Annotated in this window: 14 protein-coding genes and 2 pseudogenes; all 16 read left to right on the forward strand. The window is 36.7% G+C overall.

Annotated elements, in window-relative coordinates; all coding sequences use genetic code 11:
- Positions 1-9 precede the first annotated feature (9 nt).
- Complete coding sequence (gene cinA / locus ILT06_RS06345) at positions 10-1248, forward strand: competence/damage-inducible protein CinA (RefSeq protein ID WP_088047316.1); 1239 nt, start codon at positions 10-12, stop codon at positions 1246-1248.
- Between the two features lie 142 nt (positions 1249-1390).
- Positions 1391-1999, forward strand: a pseudogene (gene recA, locus ILT06_RS06350) (recombinase RecA); the annotation flags it as partial.
- Between the two features lie 97 nt (positions 2000-2096).
- Positions 2097-2720: a PDDEXK family nuclease gene (locus ILT06_RS06355; protein WP_088047317.1), complete on the forward strand. Its 624-nt coding sequence runs from the start codon at positions 2097-2099 to the stop codon at positions 2718-2720.
- Positions 2721-2988: 268 nt separating this feature from the next.
- Positions 2989-3411 (forward strand): annotated as a pseudogene (locus tag ILT06_RS06360) (recombinase RecA family protein); the annotation flags it as partial.
- A 482-nt stretch (positions 3412-3893) separates the two neighbouring features.
- A complete protein-coding gene (gene rny, locus ILT06_RS06365; protein ID WP_064475030.1) occupies positions 3894-5456 on the forward strand; it encodes a ribonuclease Y in 1563 nt (520 codons plus the stop codon).
- Positions 5457-5620: 164 nt separating this feature from the next.
- Entirely contained in the window at positions 5621-6415 is a 795-nt protein-coding gene (locus ILT06_RS06370; RefSeq protein WP_001221093.1) for a TIGR00282 family metallophosphoesterase, read from the forward strand.
- A gap of 149 nt (positions 6416-6564) precedes the next feature.
- Positions 6565-6825, forward strand: coding sequence for a stage V sporulation protein SpoVS (spoVS, locus tag ILT06_RS06375; RefSeq protein WP_000404341.1), 261 nt, complete (start codon positions 6565-6567; stop codon positions 6823-6825).
- A gap of 58 nt (positions 6826-6883) precedes the next feature.
- Positions 6884-7807, forward strand: a complete 924-nt coding sequence (locus ILT06_RS06380; RefSeq protein WP_222654928.1) for a dipeptidase — start codon at positions 6884-6886, stop codon at positions 7805-7807.
- 227 nt (positions 7808-8034) lie between these two features.
- A complete protein-coding gene (locus tag ILT06_RS06385; protein ID WP_000625413.1) occupies positions 8035-9792 on the forward strand; it encodes a 2-oxoacid:acceptor oxidoreductase subunit alpha in 1758 nt (585 codons plus the stop codon).
- Positions 9779-10645 carry a 2-oxoacid:ferredoxin oxidoreductase subunit beta gene (locus ILT06_RS06390; protein ID WP_000190158.1) on the forward strand — a complete coding sequence of 289 codons (867 nt, stop codon included), beginning with the start codon at positions 9779-9781 and terminating at the stop codon, positions 10643-10645. Before ILT06_RS06385 ends, ILT06_RS06390 begins: the two co-directional genes overlap by 14 nt.
- A 429-nt stretch (positions 10646-11074) precedes the next feature.
- On the forward strand, positions 11075-12604 hold the full coding sequence (gene miaB / locus ILT06_RS06395; protein WP_001005383.1) for a tRNA (N6-isopentenyl adenosine(37)-C2)-methylthiotransferase MiaB: 1530 nt from the start codon (positions 11075-11077) through the stop codon (positions 12602-12604).
- Between the two features lie 3 nt (positions 12605-12607).
- A complete protein-coding gene (locus tag ILT06_RS06400; protein ID WP_000649386.1) occupies positions 12608-13039 on the forward strand; it encodes a YlbF/YmcA family competence regulator in 432 nt (143 codons plus the stop codon).
- Positions 13040-13164: 125 nt separating this feature from the next.
- Positions 13165-13707 carry an outer spore coat protein CotE gene (gene cotE / locus ILT06_RS06405; protein ID WP_001288802.1) on the forward strand — a complete coding sequence of 181 codons (543 nt, stop codon included), beginning with the start codon at positions 13165-13167 and terminating at the stop codon, positions 13705-13707.
- A gap of 181 nt (positions 13708-13888) precedes the next feature.
- The gene (gene mutS / locus ILT06_RS06410; protein WP_064475033.1) at positions 13889-16561 is read left to right on the forward strand and encodes a DNA mismatch repair protein MutS; all 2673 of its coding nucleotides are present in this window, start codon (positions 13889-13891) and stop codon (positions 16559-16561) included.
- 8 nt (positions 16562-16569) lie between these two features.
- Positions 16570-18513, forward strand: coding sequence for a DNA mismatch repair endonuclease MutL (gene mutL, locus ILT06_RS06415; RefSeq protein WP_149173484.1), 1944 nt, complete (start codon positions 16570-16572; stop codon positions 18511-18513).
- Positions 18514-18782: 269 nt separating this feature from the next.
- Positions 18783-19487, forward strand: a complete 705-nt coding sequence (locus ILT06_RS06420; protein ID WP_000138158.1) for a lantibiotic protection ABC transporter ATP-binding protein — start codon at positions 18783-18785, stop codon at positions 19485-19487.
- Position 19488: the final 1 nt, after the last annotated feature.

Here is a 19488-nt window from a genome sequence, read left to right on the forward strand (position 1 = left end):
GGAATTGGGATGAATGCTGAAATTATTGCGGTTGGAACTGAATTATTACTTGGACAAATTGCAAATACAAATGCCCAGTTTTTATCTGAAAAGTTAGCTTCAATCGGAATTAATGTGTACTACCATACTGTAGTTGGAGATAATAACAAGCGATTACAGCAGGCGATTGAAGTTGCGGAAGAACGTGCTGACATACTTATTTTCACAGGTGGATTAGGCCCGACAAAAGATGATTTGACGAAAGAAACGATATCTTCTAGTTTGGGTGAAGAGCTTGTATATGATGAAAAGGCATTAGCATCGATAAGCGAGTACTTTAAGCGTACAGGTCGCGAGTTCACAGAGAATAATAAAAAGCAAGCGCTCGTTTTGAATGGAGCAACTGTATTTGCGAATGATCACGGCATGGCACCTGGTATGGGGCTAAATAAGAACAGGAAAGTTTATATTTTATTACCAGGACCACCGAAAGAGATGAAGCCGATGTATATAAGTTATGTAGAGCCTTTTTTACGTAACTTTACAACAGGAGAAAACATTTATTCTCGTGTGCTTCGCTTTTTCGGGATTGGGGAATCTCAATTAGAAGTGAAAGTTCAAGATTTAATTGATGGACAAACGAACCCGACAATCGCCCCCCTTGCGAATGATGGAGAAGTGACACTACGTTTAACTGCCAAACATCAAAATGCTGATGAAGCTGCGAAACGCATTCAGCATATGGAAGATTTGATTTTAGAAAGAGTAGGAAAATTTTTCTACGGGTATGATCAAGAGTTTCTGCATGATAAGGCAATAGAGTTATTGAAGAAAAAAGGATTAACTTTAGCGTGTGCAGAAAGTTTAACCGGTGGTCTCTTCGGCAATCAAGTAACAGAAAGTGCTGGTGTGTCTTCAGTATTTAAAGGCGGTGTCATTTGTTATCATAATGATGTGAAGCAACATGTTTTACATGTACCTGCGGAAGTGTTGTCTACTGATGGTGCAGTTAGTAAAGAATGTGCTCGTTATCTTGCTGAAAATGTTAAGGGCTTATTAAAAGCGGATATCGGAATTAGTTTCACTGGGGTAGCAGGACCGGATGCTTCAGAACATAAAGAGCCGGGAACAGTATTCGTTGGATTGGCGATGAAGGATGAACCAACTGTAGTCTTTCCTCTTATTTTAAGTGGAAGTCGTCAACAAATTAGGGAACGTTCGGTGAAATATGGATTTTATCATTTATATAAAAAGCTAGAAGAGATATAAGTTTCTTCTAGCTTTTTTTATGGTTAAATTCATTTTTATTTAATGGAAAATAAAAAAATCGAATAAATGTTCGATTTTGTTGGCAAATTGAATTGAAAATAGGTATAATAAGATTAGCAATTCAGTTAAGGAGGAATTTTGAATGAGTGATCGTCAAGCGGCGTTAGATATGGCGTTAAAACAAATAGAGAAGCAATTCGGTAAAGGTTCAATTATGAAATTAGGAGAACAAGCGGAGCGTAGAATTTCTACAATTTCAAGTGGTTCTTTAGCACTTGATGTGGCATTAGGGGTAGGCGGATACCCACGTGGCCGTATTATCGAAATTTATGGACCAGAAAGTTCAGGTAAAACAACAGTTTCATTACACGCAATCGCGGAAGTACAGCGTCAAGGTGGACAAGCAGCGTTTATTGATGCGGAGCATGCAATGGATCCTGTATATGCACAAAAATTAGGCGTTAACATAGATGAATTACTATTATCACAACCTGATACAGGAGAGCAAGGACTAGAAATCGCAGAAGCACTTGTACGAAGTGGCGCGGTTGATATTATCGTAATTGACTCTGTAGCAGCACTTGTACCGAAAGCTGAGATTGAAGGAGACATGGGGGACTCACACGTAGGTCTACAAGCTCGTTTAATGTCTCAAGCACTTCGTAAGCTGTCAGGTGCAATCAATAAATCAAAAACAATTGCAATCTTTATTAACCAAATTCGTGAAAAAGTTGGGGTTATGTTCGGAAATCAACCACAAGTTGCTTAATCAGAGCGTAGTACTTGAATCTTTATTTGTCTTCTTCATTTAAGTCTTTATAAGGGATTTCTTATAAGGAGAGATTAAGGTGGCAGTGACAATTGGAAATAGAACTTATCGAAACATAGAACAATGGCAAGTGGATTTTATCGCGACACATGCGGAGAGAAAATTAAAAGATATAGGTAAAGAAATTAATCTTGATGAAAGGCGAGTAGGTGAAATATTAAAGTTACTCGGAATTAAAAGAACCAGACATAGGAAGGTTTATTTACCTAAAACCGCAGAAGTTGAACAGGAGTTAAAAAATCCATATTTATCACATGTTGAAATTGCCGTTAAGTATGGCGTATCCTATACATGTGTTGCTAAAAGGAGAAAAGAGCTTAATGTAAAGGTCAGAAAGAAAAATTATGATACTTTACTGGAACAACAGGTTGAACAGATATTATTAAGCTTAGATCTGGCGTTCATTAAGCAAAAAAGAATCGATAAGTGGTCTATTGATTTCTACTTAGGTAGAAAATATTGTTTAGACGTCCATGGGAAATGGGCACACTCACTCAAAAAAATAAAAGAACGAGATAAAAGAAAACTTTTATTTATGGAAGAGAGCTGCTATAAATATCTTGTTATACATGAAGAAGAGTTAGTAAATAAAGAAAAAGTCGCACAAAAGATTAAGGAGTTTACCATGGGTTTCCCTTGCTAGTGATAGCATGTTAAAAAACCTTGTGAACCTTATTGCCTAAGGGTGTAACTATTTATATAGTTGCTAACGGTGAAGCCCACCATTATTTAGGGTAATACCGTGCCAAGCTTCATATTTATATGGGGAAGGTGTAGAGACTACCGAAAAGGACTTTTAGTTAACTGAGTAGGGTACGGCAGATGATAGGCTACTGCTGGAAGTGCAAGGCTCTCTGTAAAGAGATGAAGAGATAGTCCGGACTATAGAGATGGAAAATCTATAGATAGTGCCAGAAACAACTCCAGGTGGTCGTGCGTTGAAATTCTATTCAACAGTTCGTCTTGAAGTACGTCGTGCGGAGCAATTAAAGCAAGGCAATGACATCGTTGGTAATAAAACAAAAGTAAAAGTAGTTAAAAATAAAGTGGCACCACCATTCCGTGTTGCTGAAGTTGATATTATGTATGGAGAAGGTATTTCAAGAGAAGGTGAAATCTTAGATATGGCTTCTGAACTTGATATCGTTCAAAAGAGTGGTGCTTGGTACTCTTATAATGAAGAGCGTTTAGGGCAAGGTCGTGAAAATTCGAAGCAATTCTTAAAAGAGAATACGGATTTAAGAGAGGAAATTGCCTTCTTTGTTCGTGACCATCACGGAATTGGTGAAGACTCTGGTGCTGAAGACACGGAAGATTCAAATCTTCAAGATTAAAAAATAAAAGACACGGTTCCGTGTCTTTTATTTTTTAATCATTATGAAAGCGTTGTATATCATTGGAGATAAAATATTTAATCTGCCTAAAAGGCTATGTATAAAGAGGGATATATGCATGTTTTGTATGCATAAACTGGAATTTACTAAGGTTTTCCAGGATAATATGCTGTCTTCTTTTTAAATTCATATATGAATTAGGGCTGAAGGTAAAGAAAGTAAAAGTAGACAACGCTTGACAATGAAAATTGCGATAGATACAATGAGAATGTATATTTTTTCTTATATACGAAACACTCTTCTCAAGAAGAGAAGTAATATTCGGAGTAAGACTTAAATCTTGCCGAAATAATAATATGACATTTTAATTGTGAAATGAAGAAAGTCCCTTAAAAAAGCGGGACGACGGTCTTTGCTGTATGTTGGTATTCAATGTACATGCCGACAGTCTTTTTTCATTCATAGCAAGGGGAGGTGAAATCATGAGTAGTACAGTTTGGATACTCATCTCCATTTTGCTTGCAACAGTCGGTGCAGTTGTTGGCTTTTTTGTTCGAAAGTCTATTGCTGAAGCGAAGATTAATGGTGCAGCTAATGAAGCGAAACGTATTCTAGACGAAGCGAATCGTGAGGCTGAAGCACTTAAGAAAGAAGCGCTTTTAGAAGCAAAGGATGAAATTCATACACTTCGTACAGAAGCTGAATTAGAAATTCGTGACCGTAGAAGCGAATTACAAAAACAAGAAAATCGTTTAATGCAAAAAGAAGAGAACCTTGATCGTAAAGACGAAACGCTCGATAAACGCGAGCAACAGTTAGAAAAGAAAGAGGATTCTTTTGTAGCGAGACAACAACAGATTGAAGAGTTGGAAAGCAAAGTGGGAGAGTTAGTTCAAAAGCAACAAACAGAATTAGAGCGCATTTCCAATCTGACACGCGAACAAGCGAAAGCAATTATTCTTGGTAAAGTAGAAAGTGAAGTTTCTCATGAAATTGCCGTAATGGTAAAAGAAAGTGAAGTTCGTGCGAAAGAAGAAGCGGATAAGAAAGCAAAAGAGATTTTATCTCTTGCAATGCAAAGATGTGCAGCTGATCATGTTGCTGAAACAACCGTTTCGGTTGTAAATCTTCCAAATGACGAAATGAAGGGACGTATTATCGGACGTGAAGGTCGAAATATTCGTACGTTAGAAACGTTAACAGGTATTGACCTAATTATCGATGATACACCAGAAGCAGTTATCCTTTCTGGATTCGACCCAATTCGTCGTGAAACAGCTCGTATCGCTCTTGATAAACTAGTACAGGACGGACGTATTCACCCAGCGCGTATTGAAGAGATGGTCGAAAAATCAAGACGTGAAGTGGACGAGTATATTCGCGAAGTCGGAGAGCAAACAACGTTTGAAGTGGGTGTTCACGGATTACATCCAGATTTAATTAAGATTTTAGGTCGTTTAAAATACCGTACAAGTTACGGACAAAACGTCTTAAAACATTCTATGGAAGTTGCATATTTAACTGGACTTATGGCAGCGGAGCTTGGTGAGGATGAAAAACTAGCAAGACGTGCTGGTCTATTACATGATATCGGTAAAGCAATTGATCATGAAGTAGAAGGTAGCCACGTTGAAATTGGTGTCGAACTCGCAACGAAGTATAAAGAGCATCCTGTAGTTATAAACAGTATTGCATCTCACCATGGGGACACAGAACCAACTTCTATCATTGCAGTTTTAGTTGCAGCAGCAGATGCATTATCAGCTGCAAGACCTGGAGCTCGTAGTGAAACACTTGAGAACTATATTCGTCGTCTTGAAAAGTTAGAAGAGATTTCAGAGTCTTATGAAGGCGTAGAAAAATCTTTCGCAATTCAAGCAGGACGAGAAGTTCGTATTCTGGTAAAACCAGATACAATTGATGATTTAGAAGCTCATCGTTTAGCTCGTGATATTCGAAAACGTATTGAAAATGAACTGGATTACCCAGGACATATTAAAGTAACTGTTATTCGTGAAACACGTGCAGTGGAATACGCAAAATAAAGTGGTGAAACACCACTTTATTTTTTTGTGTTGGAATTGGTTAAAATAAAGGAAATTAGTTATACCTAGTATATAAGTGAAACAAACTTATAATAAATATATTGTAAGGAAATCACTTGAAGCTATAGTAATAAAAAATGTAGTACATAGGAAGGGTAAGACATATGAGAATATTATTTGTTGGGGATGTAGTAGGATCTCCTGGTAGAGGTATGATTCAACAATACGTACCGGCATTAAAAAAGAAATATACACCTACAGTAACCATTATTAATGGAGAAAATGCAGCAGGTGGACGTGGAATTACGGAAAAAATATATCGAAACTTTTTAGAATGCGGGGCACAAGCGGTTACACTTGGAAACCACGCTTGGGATAACCGTGAAGTATTTGAATTTATTGATGACGCAAAATATCTTGCAAGACCAGCTAACTTCCCAGAAGGAACTCCAGGAAAAGGACTTATCTTTGTGAACTGTAATGGAACAGAAGTTGCAGTTATTAACTTACAAGGACGTACATTCCTTCCTCCGATTGATTGCCCATTCCGTAAAGTGGATGAATTGATTAACATTGCAAAAAAACGTACGAATATTATCTTTATTGATTTTCATGCGGAAACTACAAGTGAAAAACAAGCGTTAGGTTGGTATGTAGATGGTCGTGCTACGGCAGTAGTGGGTACACATACACATGTTCCTACAGCAGATAATCGTATTTTACCAAGCGGAACCGCATATATCACAGATGTTGGTATGACAGGACCTTACGATGGGATTTTAGGTATGGATCGAGAAGCGGTATTGAAGAAGTTTTTAACAAACTTACCAGTACGATTTGAAGTGACAAGTGGTAGAACACAATTAAGTGCAGTGTTAGTTGATGTGGATCCTAATACAGGAAAAGCTAAGAAAATCCAGCGTATCTTAATTAATGATGATCAGCCATTTTTTGAGTAATTCCTGGATAGAATTTAGAAAAGTTATTATTTTTTAATTTTTTAGAAAAATTACAGAAATTTAGCAGGAATACGCGTCATTCCTCGTGAATATAAGTTAAAGTGAAATAATTGCTAATACTTTTTATAGAAACGAGGAGGAAACGCGGAATGGAAATATTAAAAGTTAAAGCAACGTCGGTCCCTAATTCTGTAGCTGGTGCACTTGCAGGTGTTATTCGCGAACGCGGAACAGCAGAAATTCAAGCCATTGGTGCAGGTGCATTGAACCAAGCGGTAAAGGCAGTAGCAATTGCAAGAGGATTTGTAGCGCCTAGTGGTTTGGACCTGATTTGTATCCCAGCGTTCACAGATATTATGATTGATGGGGAAGAGCGTACAGCAATAAAATTAATTGTAGAACCTCGTTAAGTTTAAACAACCTGTTTGCAGTATGCAAACAGGTTGTTTTTATAATGGAGGAATGGAAATGAAAATTTTTGATGCTCATTGTGATGTACTCTTTCAGTTATGGAGTGCACAGGGGAAAAAGGATTTTAAAAACGATCCGCAATTACATATTACATTTGAACAGTTAAAGAAAAGAAAAGGAAGTATACAATGTTTTGCTATATATGTGCCAGAAACGGTGCTATATGAAAAACGATTTGAAGCGGCATTACAAATGGTAGATATTTTTTATAATGAAATTTTATCATTACCGGGTGTAAAGTTTATTCAGACAAAAGATGATATTAACATGTTAAAACAGGACGAGATTGGAGCGATATTAACACTAGAAGGATGCGAAGCAATTGGAAAAGATGCAATGAAATTACGGTTGTTTTATCGTCTAGGAGTACGTTCTTTTGGACTAACATGGAATTATGCCAATTTATTAGCTGATGGTGCGCTAGAGACACGTGGGGCGGGTTTAACGACCTATGGTAAACATGTTGTACAAGAACTTAATACGTTACATGTATGGACTGATGTGTCGCATCTGAATGAAAGAAGCTTTTGGGATGTGATAGAAATTGCAAAAAATCCTATTGCCTCCCATTCAAATAGTATGAAACTTTGTCAGCACCCACGTAATTTAAACGATGAACAACTTAGAGCTCTTATAAAGCGAAATAGCATGATTGGTGTTACTTTCGTACCACAGTTTCTAATAAGTGAAAAACAAGCGAATATAGCAGATATAGTAAAACATATCGAATATATTTGTTCATTAGGTGGAGAGAACAATATAGGGTTTGGTTCGGATTTTGATGGGATATTAGAAACAGTTGTAAATGTATCAGCGTATGGAGAATATGAAAATGTAATTAATGAGCTTTGTAAACACTATGCTGCATCTACAGTAGAGCGATTTTTATATGATAATTTTGTTGATCATATAAGCTTTTAAGATTTTTGTTTTAAAAATCCAGAAAAATTAGAATTAATTCATTTGATATTATTGCTTTTTTTAAGACCTAATACTAGAATGAAAAACAAAATAGCTTTATACTAAAGATTCAGGGAAATCAGAAGAGGCATAATTTGCGTCCGTTGTAGTTTATTTGTATAAAAAATGCTAAACTATTACTGTAAAAAAATACACTACAATGAATGCAGCCAAAAGGGGTGTAGGAGATGATTAGTCAACTTTCATGGAAAGTTGGAGGCCAACAAGGTGAAGGAATTGAAAGTACAGGAGAAATCTTCTGTATTGCATTAAACCGATTAGGATATTACCTATACGGTTACCGCCACTTCTCATCACGTATTAAAGGCGGCCATACAAATAATAAAATTCGCGTAAGTACAACAGAAGTACGCGCGATCTCAGATGATTTAGATATTCTAATTGCTTTTGATCAAGAAACAATTGATTTTAACTTCCACGAACTACGTCCAGGTGGAATTGTAGTTGCGGATGCGAAATTTAATCCAACAATACCTGATAATACAGATGTAAATCTATATGTGATACCGTTTACAGATATTGCTTCAGAATTAGGCACATCATTAATGAAAAACATGGTTGCTGTTGGGGCATCAAGTGCGGTATTAGGATTAGATGAAACAGCTTATTTAGATGTTGTTGAAGAAATCTTTGGTCGTAAAGGAGAGCAAGTTGTTCAAAAGAATATGGACGCAATTAAGCGCGGCTCTCAATATATGAAAGAATTGCTAGGTGAGAAAGTAAACATGATGCAGCTTGAAAAAGCTGATGGTAAGAAACGCATGTTTATGATTGGAAACGATGCAATCGCATTTGGTGCGGTAGCTGGTGGTGCTCGCTTTATGTCTGCATATCCAATTACACCTGCATCTGAAATTATGGAATACTTAATTAAAAAATTGCCAAAAGTTGGCGGAACAGTAATCCAAACTGAGGATGAAATCGCAGCTTGTACAATGGCAATCGGTGCAAACTATGCTGGTGTTCGTACATTAACTGCATCTGCTGGTCCGGGTCTATCTTTAATGATGGAAGCGATTGGTTTAGCGGGTATTACAGAAACACCATTAGTAATTGTTGATACACAACGTGGTGGTCCAAGTACAGGATTACCAACGAAACAAGAGCAGTCGGATTTAATGGCGATGATTTACGGTACGCACGGTGAGATTCCAAAAATCGTAATGGCGCCAAGTACAGTTGAAGAAGCTTTCTATGATATTGTAGAAGCATTTAACCTAGCTGAAGAATATCAAGTACCTGTTATTTTCTTAACGGATTTACAGCTTTCTTTAGGAAAACAAACTGTAGAACCGCTTACGTTAGATAAAGTGGAAATTCGTCGCGGTAAGCTTGATTTAGAAGCGGAATTACCAGAACGTGAAAATAAAGCATACTTCAAGCGTTATGAAGTAACCGAAGATGGCGTTTCACCACGTGTTTTACCTGGTATGAAAAATGGTGTTCACCATGTTACAGGTGTAGAACATGATGAAACTGGTAAACCATCTGAATCAGCAATAAACCGTAAAGATCAAATGGACAAACGTTTCCGTAAAATGGAGAACTTGAAGTTTAACACCCCTGTCTATAAAAATGTTAAGCATGAAGAAGCGGACGTATTGCTTGTTGGATTTAACTCAACTCGTGGTGCGATCGAAGAGGCAATGGAGCGCTTAGAACAAGAGGGTATGAAAGTAAACCATGCTCATGTGCGTTTAATTCACCCGTTCCCAACAGCTGAAATCGATCCACTTGTGAAAAATGCGAAGCGTGTTGTAGTAGTAGAAAACAATGCAACAGGTCAGCTTGCTAACATTATGAAAATGAATCTTGGTAACGGTGAGAAAATTTCTAGTCTTTTAAAATATGATGGGAACCCATTCTTGCCGAAAGAGATTTACAACGAATGCAAAAAAGGGGTTGTATTAAATGGCAACATTTAAGGACTTTCGTAACAGTGTAAAACCAAACTGGTGCCCAGGTTGCGGAGACTTCTCGGTGCAAGCTGCAATTCAACGTGCGGCAGCTAACGTTGGCTTAAATCCAGATGAACTTGCTGTTATCTCCGGTATCGGCTGTTCAGGTCGTATTTCGGGTTATATTAATTCATATGGTGTGCATAGTATTCATGGTCGTGCCCTTCCAATTGCACAAGGTGTGAAAATGGCAAATCGTGATTTAACAGTTATCGCATCAGGTGGTGACGGTGATGGATTTGCGATTGGTATGGGACATACAATCCATTCTATTCGTCGTAACATAGACATTACGTACATCGTAATGGATAACCAAATTTACGGATTAACAAAAGGGCAAACTTCACCGCGTAGTGAAGCTGGATTTAAAACGAAAAGTACACCACAAGGTTCAATTGAACCGTCACTAAATGTTATGGAAATGGCTTTAACAGCTGGTGCGACATTTGTGGCGCAAAGCTTTTCAAGTGATTTAAAAGAACTAACACAAATTATTGAAGCTGGTATTAACCATAAAGGATTTTCATTAATTAACGTATACAGCCCATGTGTTACTTACAATAAAGTAAATACTTACGATTGGTTTAAAGAAAATTTAACAAAACTAAGTACAGTAGAGGGATATGATCCGTCTAATCGCATGATGGCTATGCAAACGTTAATGGAAAATAACGGATTAGTAACAGGTTTAATATATCAAAATACAGCGCAACCTTCATACCAAGAACTTGTAAAAGGCTATAGTGAGAAGCCTTTAGTGCAAGCTGATTTAAATATGGATCAGAAAATGTTTGATGAACTTGTTGCTGAATTTATGTAATATAAGAAGAGGAGGTTGCCATTTGGTAACCTTTTTTTATGAGTAAAAAATATAGGGTAGTCTTATTTACTTAGAAAATTCAGAATGGTAAAATAATATATAAATCGTTGTATGAAAATGGCGAGTTCATTGCTGATGAAATGTAAGATCAGACAGAGCCTCTTTCTTGTTAAAATTGGCGCAACGCTTCATACTATGGTAATGTTTATAGGGATAAAGCAATATGCTTTTGGATAGGACAAAAAGAAGTATGAAAAGGGAATGTCTATTTGTGTGGGGAAGACTTCATTCTTATGAATGATTAGATTGATTACTCAAGTTTCAAAGGACAAGTTATCTCTCAAGCTATCTAACCATTTTTGAGGTGAGTCAAAGCGCATTAAAATGGACTATAGAGTGTGTATAGTTAAGGGTGAAAGGAGATTACCGATGAACGAGCAACAACGATTAGCAAGTCAACAAGCAAATTCCTCTACGAAAAAAGAAGAGAAAGATTATAGTAAATACTTTGAAAGTGTATACCAGCCACCTTCCTTAAAAGACGCGAAAAAACGAGGGAAAGAAGAAGTTAAAATTGAACGGGATTTTGGCTTACCTGAAGAATTTCGCAATTTTGGTACAGGAAGAAAGTTCTATATTCGTACATATGGTTGTCAAATGAATGAGCATGATACGGAAGTAATGGCGGGTATTTTCACCGCACTTGGATATGAGCCAACCTTTTCAACTGAAGATGCAGATGTAGTTTTATTAAATACTTGTGCAATTCGTGAAAATGCTGAAAATAAAGTGTTCGGTGAACTAGGTCATTTAAAGTCATTAAAAAGAAGAAATCCGGACCTTTTAATTGGTGTATGTGGTTGTATGTCTCAAGAAGAATCTGTTGTAAATAAAATTATGCAAAAAAATCAGCATGTAGATATGGTGTTTGGAACGCATAATATTCATAGATTGCCGTATATTCTAAAAGATGCAATGTTCTCGAAGGAGACGGTAGTTGAAGTTTGGTCAAAAGAAGGGGATGTAATTGAAAACCTTCCGAAAGTACGCCGTGGTGATATTAAAGCTTGGGTAAATATTATGTATGGCTGTGATAAGTTCTGTACATATTGTATCGTGCCGTATACACGTGGAAAAGAGCGAAGCAGACGTCCAGAAGACATTATCCAAGAAATTCGTCATTTAGCTGCGAATGGTTATAAAGAAATTACGTTACTTGGCCAGAACGTAAATGCATATGGTAAAGACTTTGAAGATTTTGAATACGGACTTGGCGATTTAATGGACGAACTCCGTAAAGTTGATATTGCTCGTATTCGTTTTACAACGAGCCATCCACGTGATTTCGATGATCACTTAATTGAAGTGCTTGGAAAAGCTGGAAACTTAGTAGAACATATTCACTTACCAGTTCAATCTGGAAGCACAGATATGTTAAAAATTATGGCGCGTAAATATTCACGTGAGCATTATTTAGAACTTGTAAGAAAAATTAAAGAAGCAATTCCAAATGCAGTATTCACAACTGATATTATCGTTGGTTTCCCAAATGAAACAGATGAGCAATTTGAAGAAACGATGTCGTTATATCGTGAAGTAGGATTTGATACTGCCTTTACCTTTATTTATTCTCCGCGCGAAGGTACACCAGCTGCAAAAATGAAAGATAATGTACCGATGGAAGTGAAAAAAGAACGTCTTCAACGCTTAAATACACTAGTAAATACGTTGGCAATTGAAAAGAATAATCGTTACAAAGGTCAAATTGTAGAAGTGTTAGTTGATGGGGAAAGTAAAAATAATCCAGAAGTACTCGCAGGTTATACTCGTACGAATAAACTTGTAAACTTCGTCGCTTCAAAATCTTTAATTGGTCAGCTTGTGAAAGTAAAAGTAACGGAAGCAAAAACTTGGTCTCTTAACGGGGAATTAGTTGAAGAGCCGATTGAGGTGGAATAATAGATGAAAGCATATTCGAAAGATGAAATTGTTGAACAAGCGAAAGAATTAGCAAAAATGATTTCTGAAACAGAAGAAGTTGATTTCTTTAAGAAAGCAGAGGCGCAAATTCATAAAAATGAAAATGTAAAGCGCGCAATTGATGAAATTAAAGCACTGCAAAAACAAGCAGTAAACTTGCAGCATTACGGGAAATGGGAAGCTTTGAAAAAAGTAGAAGCTGACATTGATGCATTGCAAGATAAGTTGGATAGTATCCCAGTTGTGCAAGAATTTAAATCTTCACAAACATATGTAAATGACTTACTACAGCTAGTTGCAAGTACGATTTCTAACAACGTAACAGATGAAATATTAATTTCAACTAATGGCGATGTATTGAAGGGTGAAACGGGTGCGGCGGTAGAAAGTAAAAAAGGAAATTGTGGTTGTTAAAGAGATGTCGAATTGACATCTCTTTTTTTAGTGGGTTAAACGTAAGTTCTTCTCGAAAAAAGAATGACACATTCCGCTATTGTCACGCATATGATTAAGTGAATAGTGATTGAGGAGGGTTACGAATGTCCGAATTTAGAGAGATTATTACAAAAGCAGTGGTTGGAAAAGGACGTAAGTATACAAAGTCAACGCATACATGTGAATCGAATAATGAGCCAACAAGTATTTTAGGGTGCTGGGTAATTAACCACTCGTACGAAGCAAGAAAGAATGGAAAGCATGTGGAAATTGAAGGTTTCTATGATGTGAACACTTGGTATTCATTTGATGGTAATACAAAGACAGAAGTTGTAACAGAACGTGTGAACTACACTGATGAAGTGAGTATTGGGTATCGTGATAAAAACTTTTCTGGTGATGATTTAGAAATTATTGCTCGTGTCATTCAGCCACCAAATTGTTTAGAAGCTCTTGTATCACCAAATGGTAATAAAATTGTTGTAACTGTAGAACGTGAATTTGTAACAGAAGTAGTTGGGGAAACGAAAATTTGTGTAAGTGTAAATCCTGAAGGTTGTGTAGAATCAGACGAGGATTTCCAAGTCGATGATGATGAGTTTGAAGAATTAGATCCGAACTTTATCGTCGATGCAGAAGAAGAGTAATAGAAAGCTAGGGAGAAGTTCTTCCTAGCTTTTTACTTTACATAAGTGATGCTTGAATGAACATGATTCCTTATGAAATGTGCTATAATGAGGAAAGACTCCTGAAATAGGAGATATGGATGTCCGTGAAGTGTGACATATATGAAAATTGATTACTATGTAAGAATTATGGAGGAAAAGTATGACGCAATATACCCCTATGATACAGCAATATTTAAAGGTTAAGGCAGACTATCAAGATGCCTTTTTATTTTTCCGATTAGGTGATTTTTATGAAATGTTCTTTGAAGATGCGGTTAAAGCAGCTCATGAACTTGAAATTACATTAACGAGCCGAGATGGTGGTAGTAGTGATCGTATACCGATGTGCGGTGTACCGCATCATGCAGCTAAAAATTATATTGAACAACTTGTTGAAAAAGGATATAAAGTAGCTGTTTGTGAGCAAGTGGAAGATCCAAAAACAGCTAAAGGTGTAGTGCGCCGTGAAGTCGTACAACTAATTACGCCAGGAACGATGATGGAAGGGCGTACTATTGATGAGAAAGAAAATAACTTCTTAGCAGCATTAACACATTTTGAAGATGGATCGTATGCTTTAGCTTGTAATGATTTAACGACTGGACAAAATACAGTAACGTTGTTAACAGGTTCAGTAGAAGATATTTTATTAGAAGTGTATGCAACTGGTTCAAAAGAAATTGTTGTAGATTCTACATTTTCAAAAGATGAATTAAATAAATTAACTGCAACATTAAAAATGACGATTTCGTATGAAGATGCAACAACGATTCCGGAAGGGTTAGAACATCTTGTGAAAAACGTTTCGCAAGCAAAGTTAATTAAAGCAGTTGGACGCTTATTTAACTATGTGATAAGAACGCAAAAACGTTCGTTAGACCATTTGCAACCAGTGGAAATTTATTATACGAATCAATTTATGAAAATTGATGTGCATTCAAAGCGAAATTTAGAGCTGACAGAAACACTTCGAACGAAAGAAAAAACAGGATCATTATTATGGCTATTAGATAAAACGAAAACAGCTATGGGTGGTCGTATGTTAAAACAGTGGATGGAACGTCCACTGATTCAAAAAGAAAAAGTAGAAGAGCGTTTAGAAATGGTTGAAACATTTGTAAATGATTACTTCTTACGTGAAGATTTAAAAGAAAAATTAAAAGAAGTATATGATTTAGAACGTTTAGCAGGGAAAGTTGCATTTGGTAATGTGAATGCACGGGACTTATTACAGTTAAGACGATCTTTACTTCAAGTACCAGCTATTTTAGAAGCGATTAGTCTATTAGATAATGCTTATGCAGCAAGGTTAATTCAAGGTGCGGATCCATGTGAGAGCTTAACTGAATTACTAGGAAGAAGTATTCAAGAAAACCCACCACTTTCTATTAAAGATGGAGATATTATTAAAGACGGTTATAATGACAAGCTTGATCAATATCGTTACGTTAGTAAAAACGGGAAAACGTGGATCGCTGAGCTTGAAAAACGAGAGCGTGATATTACAGGAGTTAAATCATTAAAAATCGGGTACAACCGTATTTTCGGCTACTACATTGAAGTGACGAAGGCGAATCTTGCAGCACTTCCAGAAGGCCGCTATGAGCGTAAACAAACGCTTGCTAATGCGGAACGTTTCATTACAGATGAATTGAAAGAAAAAGAAACATTAATCTTAGAAGCAGAAGAAAAAATTGTACAATTAGAATACGATTTATTTACAGCGCTTCGTGAAGAAGTAAAAGTATTTATTCCGAAATTACAACATTTAGCGAAAGTAATTAGTGAATTAGACGTACTGCAAAGTTTCGCGACAGTTAGTGAAGAAGAACAGTTTGTAAAACCTGTTTTAACAACTAAGCGCGAAATCTTTATAAAAGATGGTCGTCATCCTGTCGTTGAAAAAGTATTGAACGGGAAATTGTATGTACCGAATGATTGTATTATGCCGGAGAAGATGGATGTCTTTTTAATTACAGGACCGAACATGTCTGGTAAAAGTACGTATATGAGACAATTAGCACTTGTAACTGTTATGTCACAGATTGGTTGTTTCGTACCAGCAACAGAAGCGGTATTACCTGTATTCGATCAAATCTTTACGAGAATTGGTGCAGCGGATGATTTAATTTCGGGTCAAAGTACATTTATGGTCGAAATGTTAGAAGCGAAAAATGCAATTGCAAATGCATCAGAAAGAAGTTTAATTTTATTCGATGAAATTGGACGCGGTACATCTACTTATGATGGTATGGCACTTGCACAAGCAATCATTGAACATATTCATGACCAAATTGGTGCGAAAACGTTATTCTCTACGCATTATCATGAATTGACGGTGCTAGAAGAAAGTTTAGGACAATTGAAGAATGTACACGTTTCAGCTATTGAAGAAAACGGAAAAGTAGTATTCCTTCATAAAATTCAAGATGGAGCAGCTGATAAAAGTTACGGAATTCACGTTGCGCAACTTGCGGAGCTTCCAGATAGCTTAATCGCTCGTGCGAAAGAAGTGTTAGCGCAACTAGAAGGACAAGAAGAAATTATTATTCCAAAGCGTACAGAAGTGAAAGTACAAGAAGTGGCTCCAGAACCAGCTGTTGTAAAAGAAGAACCAGCAGAAATACAAGAGCCGAAAGTAGAGACTGAGGAAGAATCGCAATTATCATTCTTTGGTGGAGAACAGTCTTCAAAAAAACAAGACAAGTCAGTGCTAGATGCAAAAGAAACGACGGTACTTGCACAAATTAAAAAAATTGATTTACTTGATATGACACCTTTAGAGGCGATGAACGAACTGTATCGCTTGCAGAAAAAGTTAAAGAAAGGATGAGTAAGTAGATGGGGAAAATTCGCAAACTCGATGATCAACTCTCTAACTTAATTGCGGCAGGGGAAGTAGTAGAGCGCCCTGCCTCAGTCGTAAAAGAACTTGTGGAAAATTCTATCGATGCGAATAGTACATCTATTGAAATCCACTTAGAAGAAGCTGGTTTATCAAAAATTCGCATCATTGATAATGGGGATGGCATTGCAGAAGAAGATTGTATCGTCGCTTTTGAACGACATGCGACGAGCAAAATTAAAGATGAAAACGATCTGTTTCGCATTAGAACACTCGGTTTCCGCGGTGAGGCATTGCCGAGTATTGCCTCAGTTAGTGAATTAGAATTAATCACAAGCACAGGTGATGCGCCTGGTACACACCTTATGATTAAAGGTGGAGACATTATAAAGCAGGAGAAAACAGCGAGCCGAAAAGGAACAGATATTACAGTACAAAACTTATTCTTTAATACACCAGCGCGTCTTAAATATATGAAAACCATTCATACAGAGCTTGGGAATATTACGGATATCGTGTATCGTATTGCAATGTCACATCCAGAAGTATCATTAAAGCTGTTTCATAATGAAAAGAAATTGCTTCACACATCAGGAAATGGTGATGTAAGACAAGTACTTGCATCGATTTACAGCATTCAAGTTGCGAAAAAGCTTATTCCAATTGAAGCTGAATCTTTAGATTTCACAATTAAAGGTTATGTAACACTACCAGAAGTAACGAGAGCATCTCGAAATTATATGTCAACGATCGTAAATGGTCGTTACGTTCGAAATTTCGTATTAATGAAAGCAGTTCAGCAAGGATACCATACATTATTGCCAATTGGACGATATCCAATCGGTTTCTTATCGATTGAAATGGATCCAATGCTTGTTGACGTTAACGTACATCCTGCGAAATTAGAAGTCCGTTTTAGTAAAGAACAAGAATTGCTAAAACTTATCGAAGAAACATTGCAAGCAGCATTTAAAAAAATACAGCTCATCCCAGATGCAGGTGTAACAACGAAGAAAAAAGAAAAAGATGAAAGTGTGCAAGAACAGTTCAAGTTTGAGCATGCGAAGCCGAAAGAGCCATCTATGCCGGACATCATTTTACCGACGGGCATGGATGAAAAACGAGAAGAACCACTGGCTGTGAAACAGCCAGCACAACTGTGGCAACCGCCGAAACAAGAATGGCAACCAACACAGTCGCTCGTAAGAGAAGAACAAAGTTGGCAGCCATCTACTAAACCGATAATAGAAGAACCAATTCGAGAAGAGAAATCGTGGAACAGTAACGATGAAGACTTTGAATTAGAGGAATTGGAAGAAGAAGTTCAGGAAATAAAAGAGATTGAAATGAACGGTAATGACTTACCACCGCTTTATCCAATTGGACAAATGCATGGAACATATATTTTCGCTCAAAATGATAAAGGTTTATATATGATTGACCAACATGCCGCGCAGGAACGTATTAATTATGAATACTTCCGTGACAAAGTAGGAAGAGTAGCGCAAGAAGTACAAGAGCTACTTGTACCATACCGTATTGACTTATCTCTTACTGAATTTTTACGTGTCGAAGAGCAACTAGAAGAACTGAAAAAAGTTGGACTGTTCTTAGAGCAATTCGGTCATCAATCCTTTATCGTCCGCTCACATCCAACGTGGTTCCCGAAAGGACAAGAAACAGAAATTATCGACGAAATGATGGAACAAGTCGTCAAACTAAAAAAAGTTGATATTAAAAAATTACGTGAAGAAGCAGCCATCATGATGAGCTGTAAAGCGTCCATTAAAGCAAATCAATATTTAACGAACGATCAAATATTTGCTTTATTGGAAGAACTACGTACAACAACAAACCCATACACATGCCCGCACGGAAGACCAATTCTTGTGCATCATTCTACTTATGAGTTGGAGAAGATGTTTAAGAGGGTTATGTAGGGATACTGTCATTTTGGATATGATTTAATAAAAAAGAAGCGATGAAATAAATCGCTTCTTTTTTGTTTGCATTTATATTAAAAGCTTTTCATTTTTTTATAAATTTTTCATTTGTAACCATGTGTAGAAAAATCAAGTGAATCTATAGTTTCATACATATAGCATTTGAAAAAGCTTTTCCTTTTTCTCTATGTTTTTTTATTTTCCTTATAGAATCCTTATAATTGTCGTTTACTCTAGAATTACAATATACGAGGAGGAAGTTTAGGATGACTGAGATGATGTTAGAAACAAAAAATCTTTGCAAAACATTTAGAAAGCAAAGTGTAGTACAAAATATTTCGCTTTCTGTACCAAAATATGCAATTTATGGATTGTTAGGTCCTAATGGGGCAGGGAAATCGACAACTTTAAAAATGATAACAGGTATGCTTATACCTACTTCTGGTGAGATTTATTTTGATGGTCATAAATGGACGCGGCAAGATTTACATTCTATTGGTGCTTTAATTGAGTCTCCGCCACTTTATGAAAATTTAACAGCAAGAGAAAATCTGTTGGTTCGTACGACTGTTTTAGGATTACCTAAATCAAGGATTGATGAAGTATTGCATGTTGTGGAGCTAGAGAATACAGATAGGAAAAAAGCGAGGGAATTCTCTATGGGGATGAAGCAACGATTGGGAATTGCGATTGCATTGCTGAATCATCCGAAGTTTTTAATATTAGATGAACCGATGAATGGACTAGATCCTTTTGGGATTCAGGAATTAAGAAAATTAATCCTTTCCTTTCCCACAAAAGGAATTACTGTCATTTTATCCAGTCATATTTTAAGCGAAGTAAGTCAAATTGCAGATCATGTTGGGATTATCTCAGGCGGTGTGTTGGGGTATCAGGGGAAACTGAATAAGGATGATGACCTGGAAGATTTATTTGTACAAGTGGCTGGAAAGTATAGAAGGGAGGCATAAG

The organism is Bacillus sp. 17RED48 (assembly GCF_019837545.1).
GTDB lineage: Bacteria > Bacillota > Bacilli > Bacillales > Bacillaceae_G > Bacillus_A > Bacillus_A wiedmannii.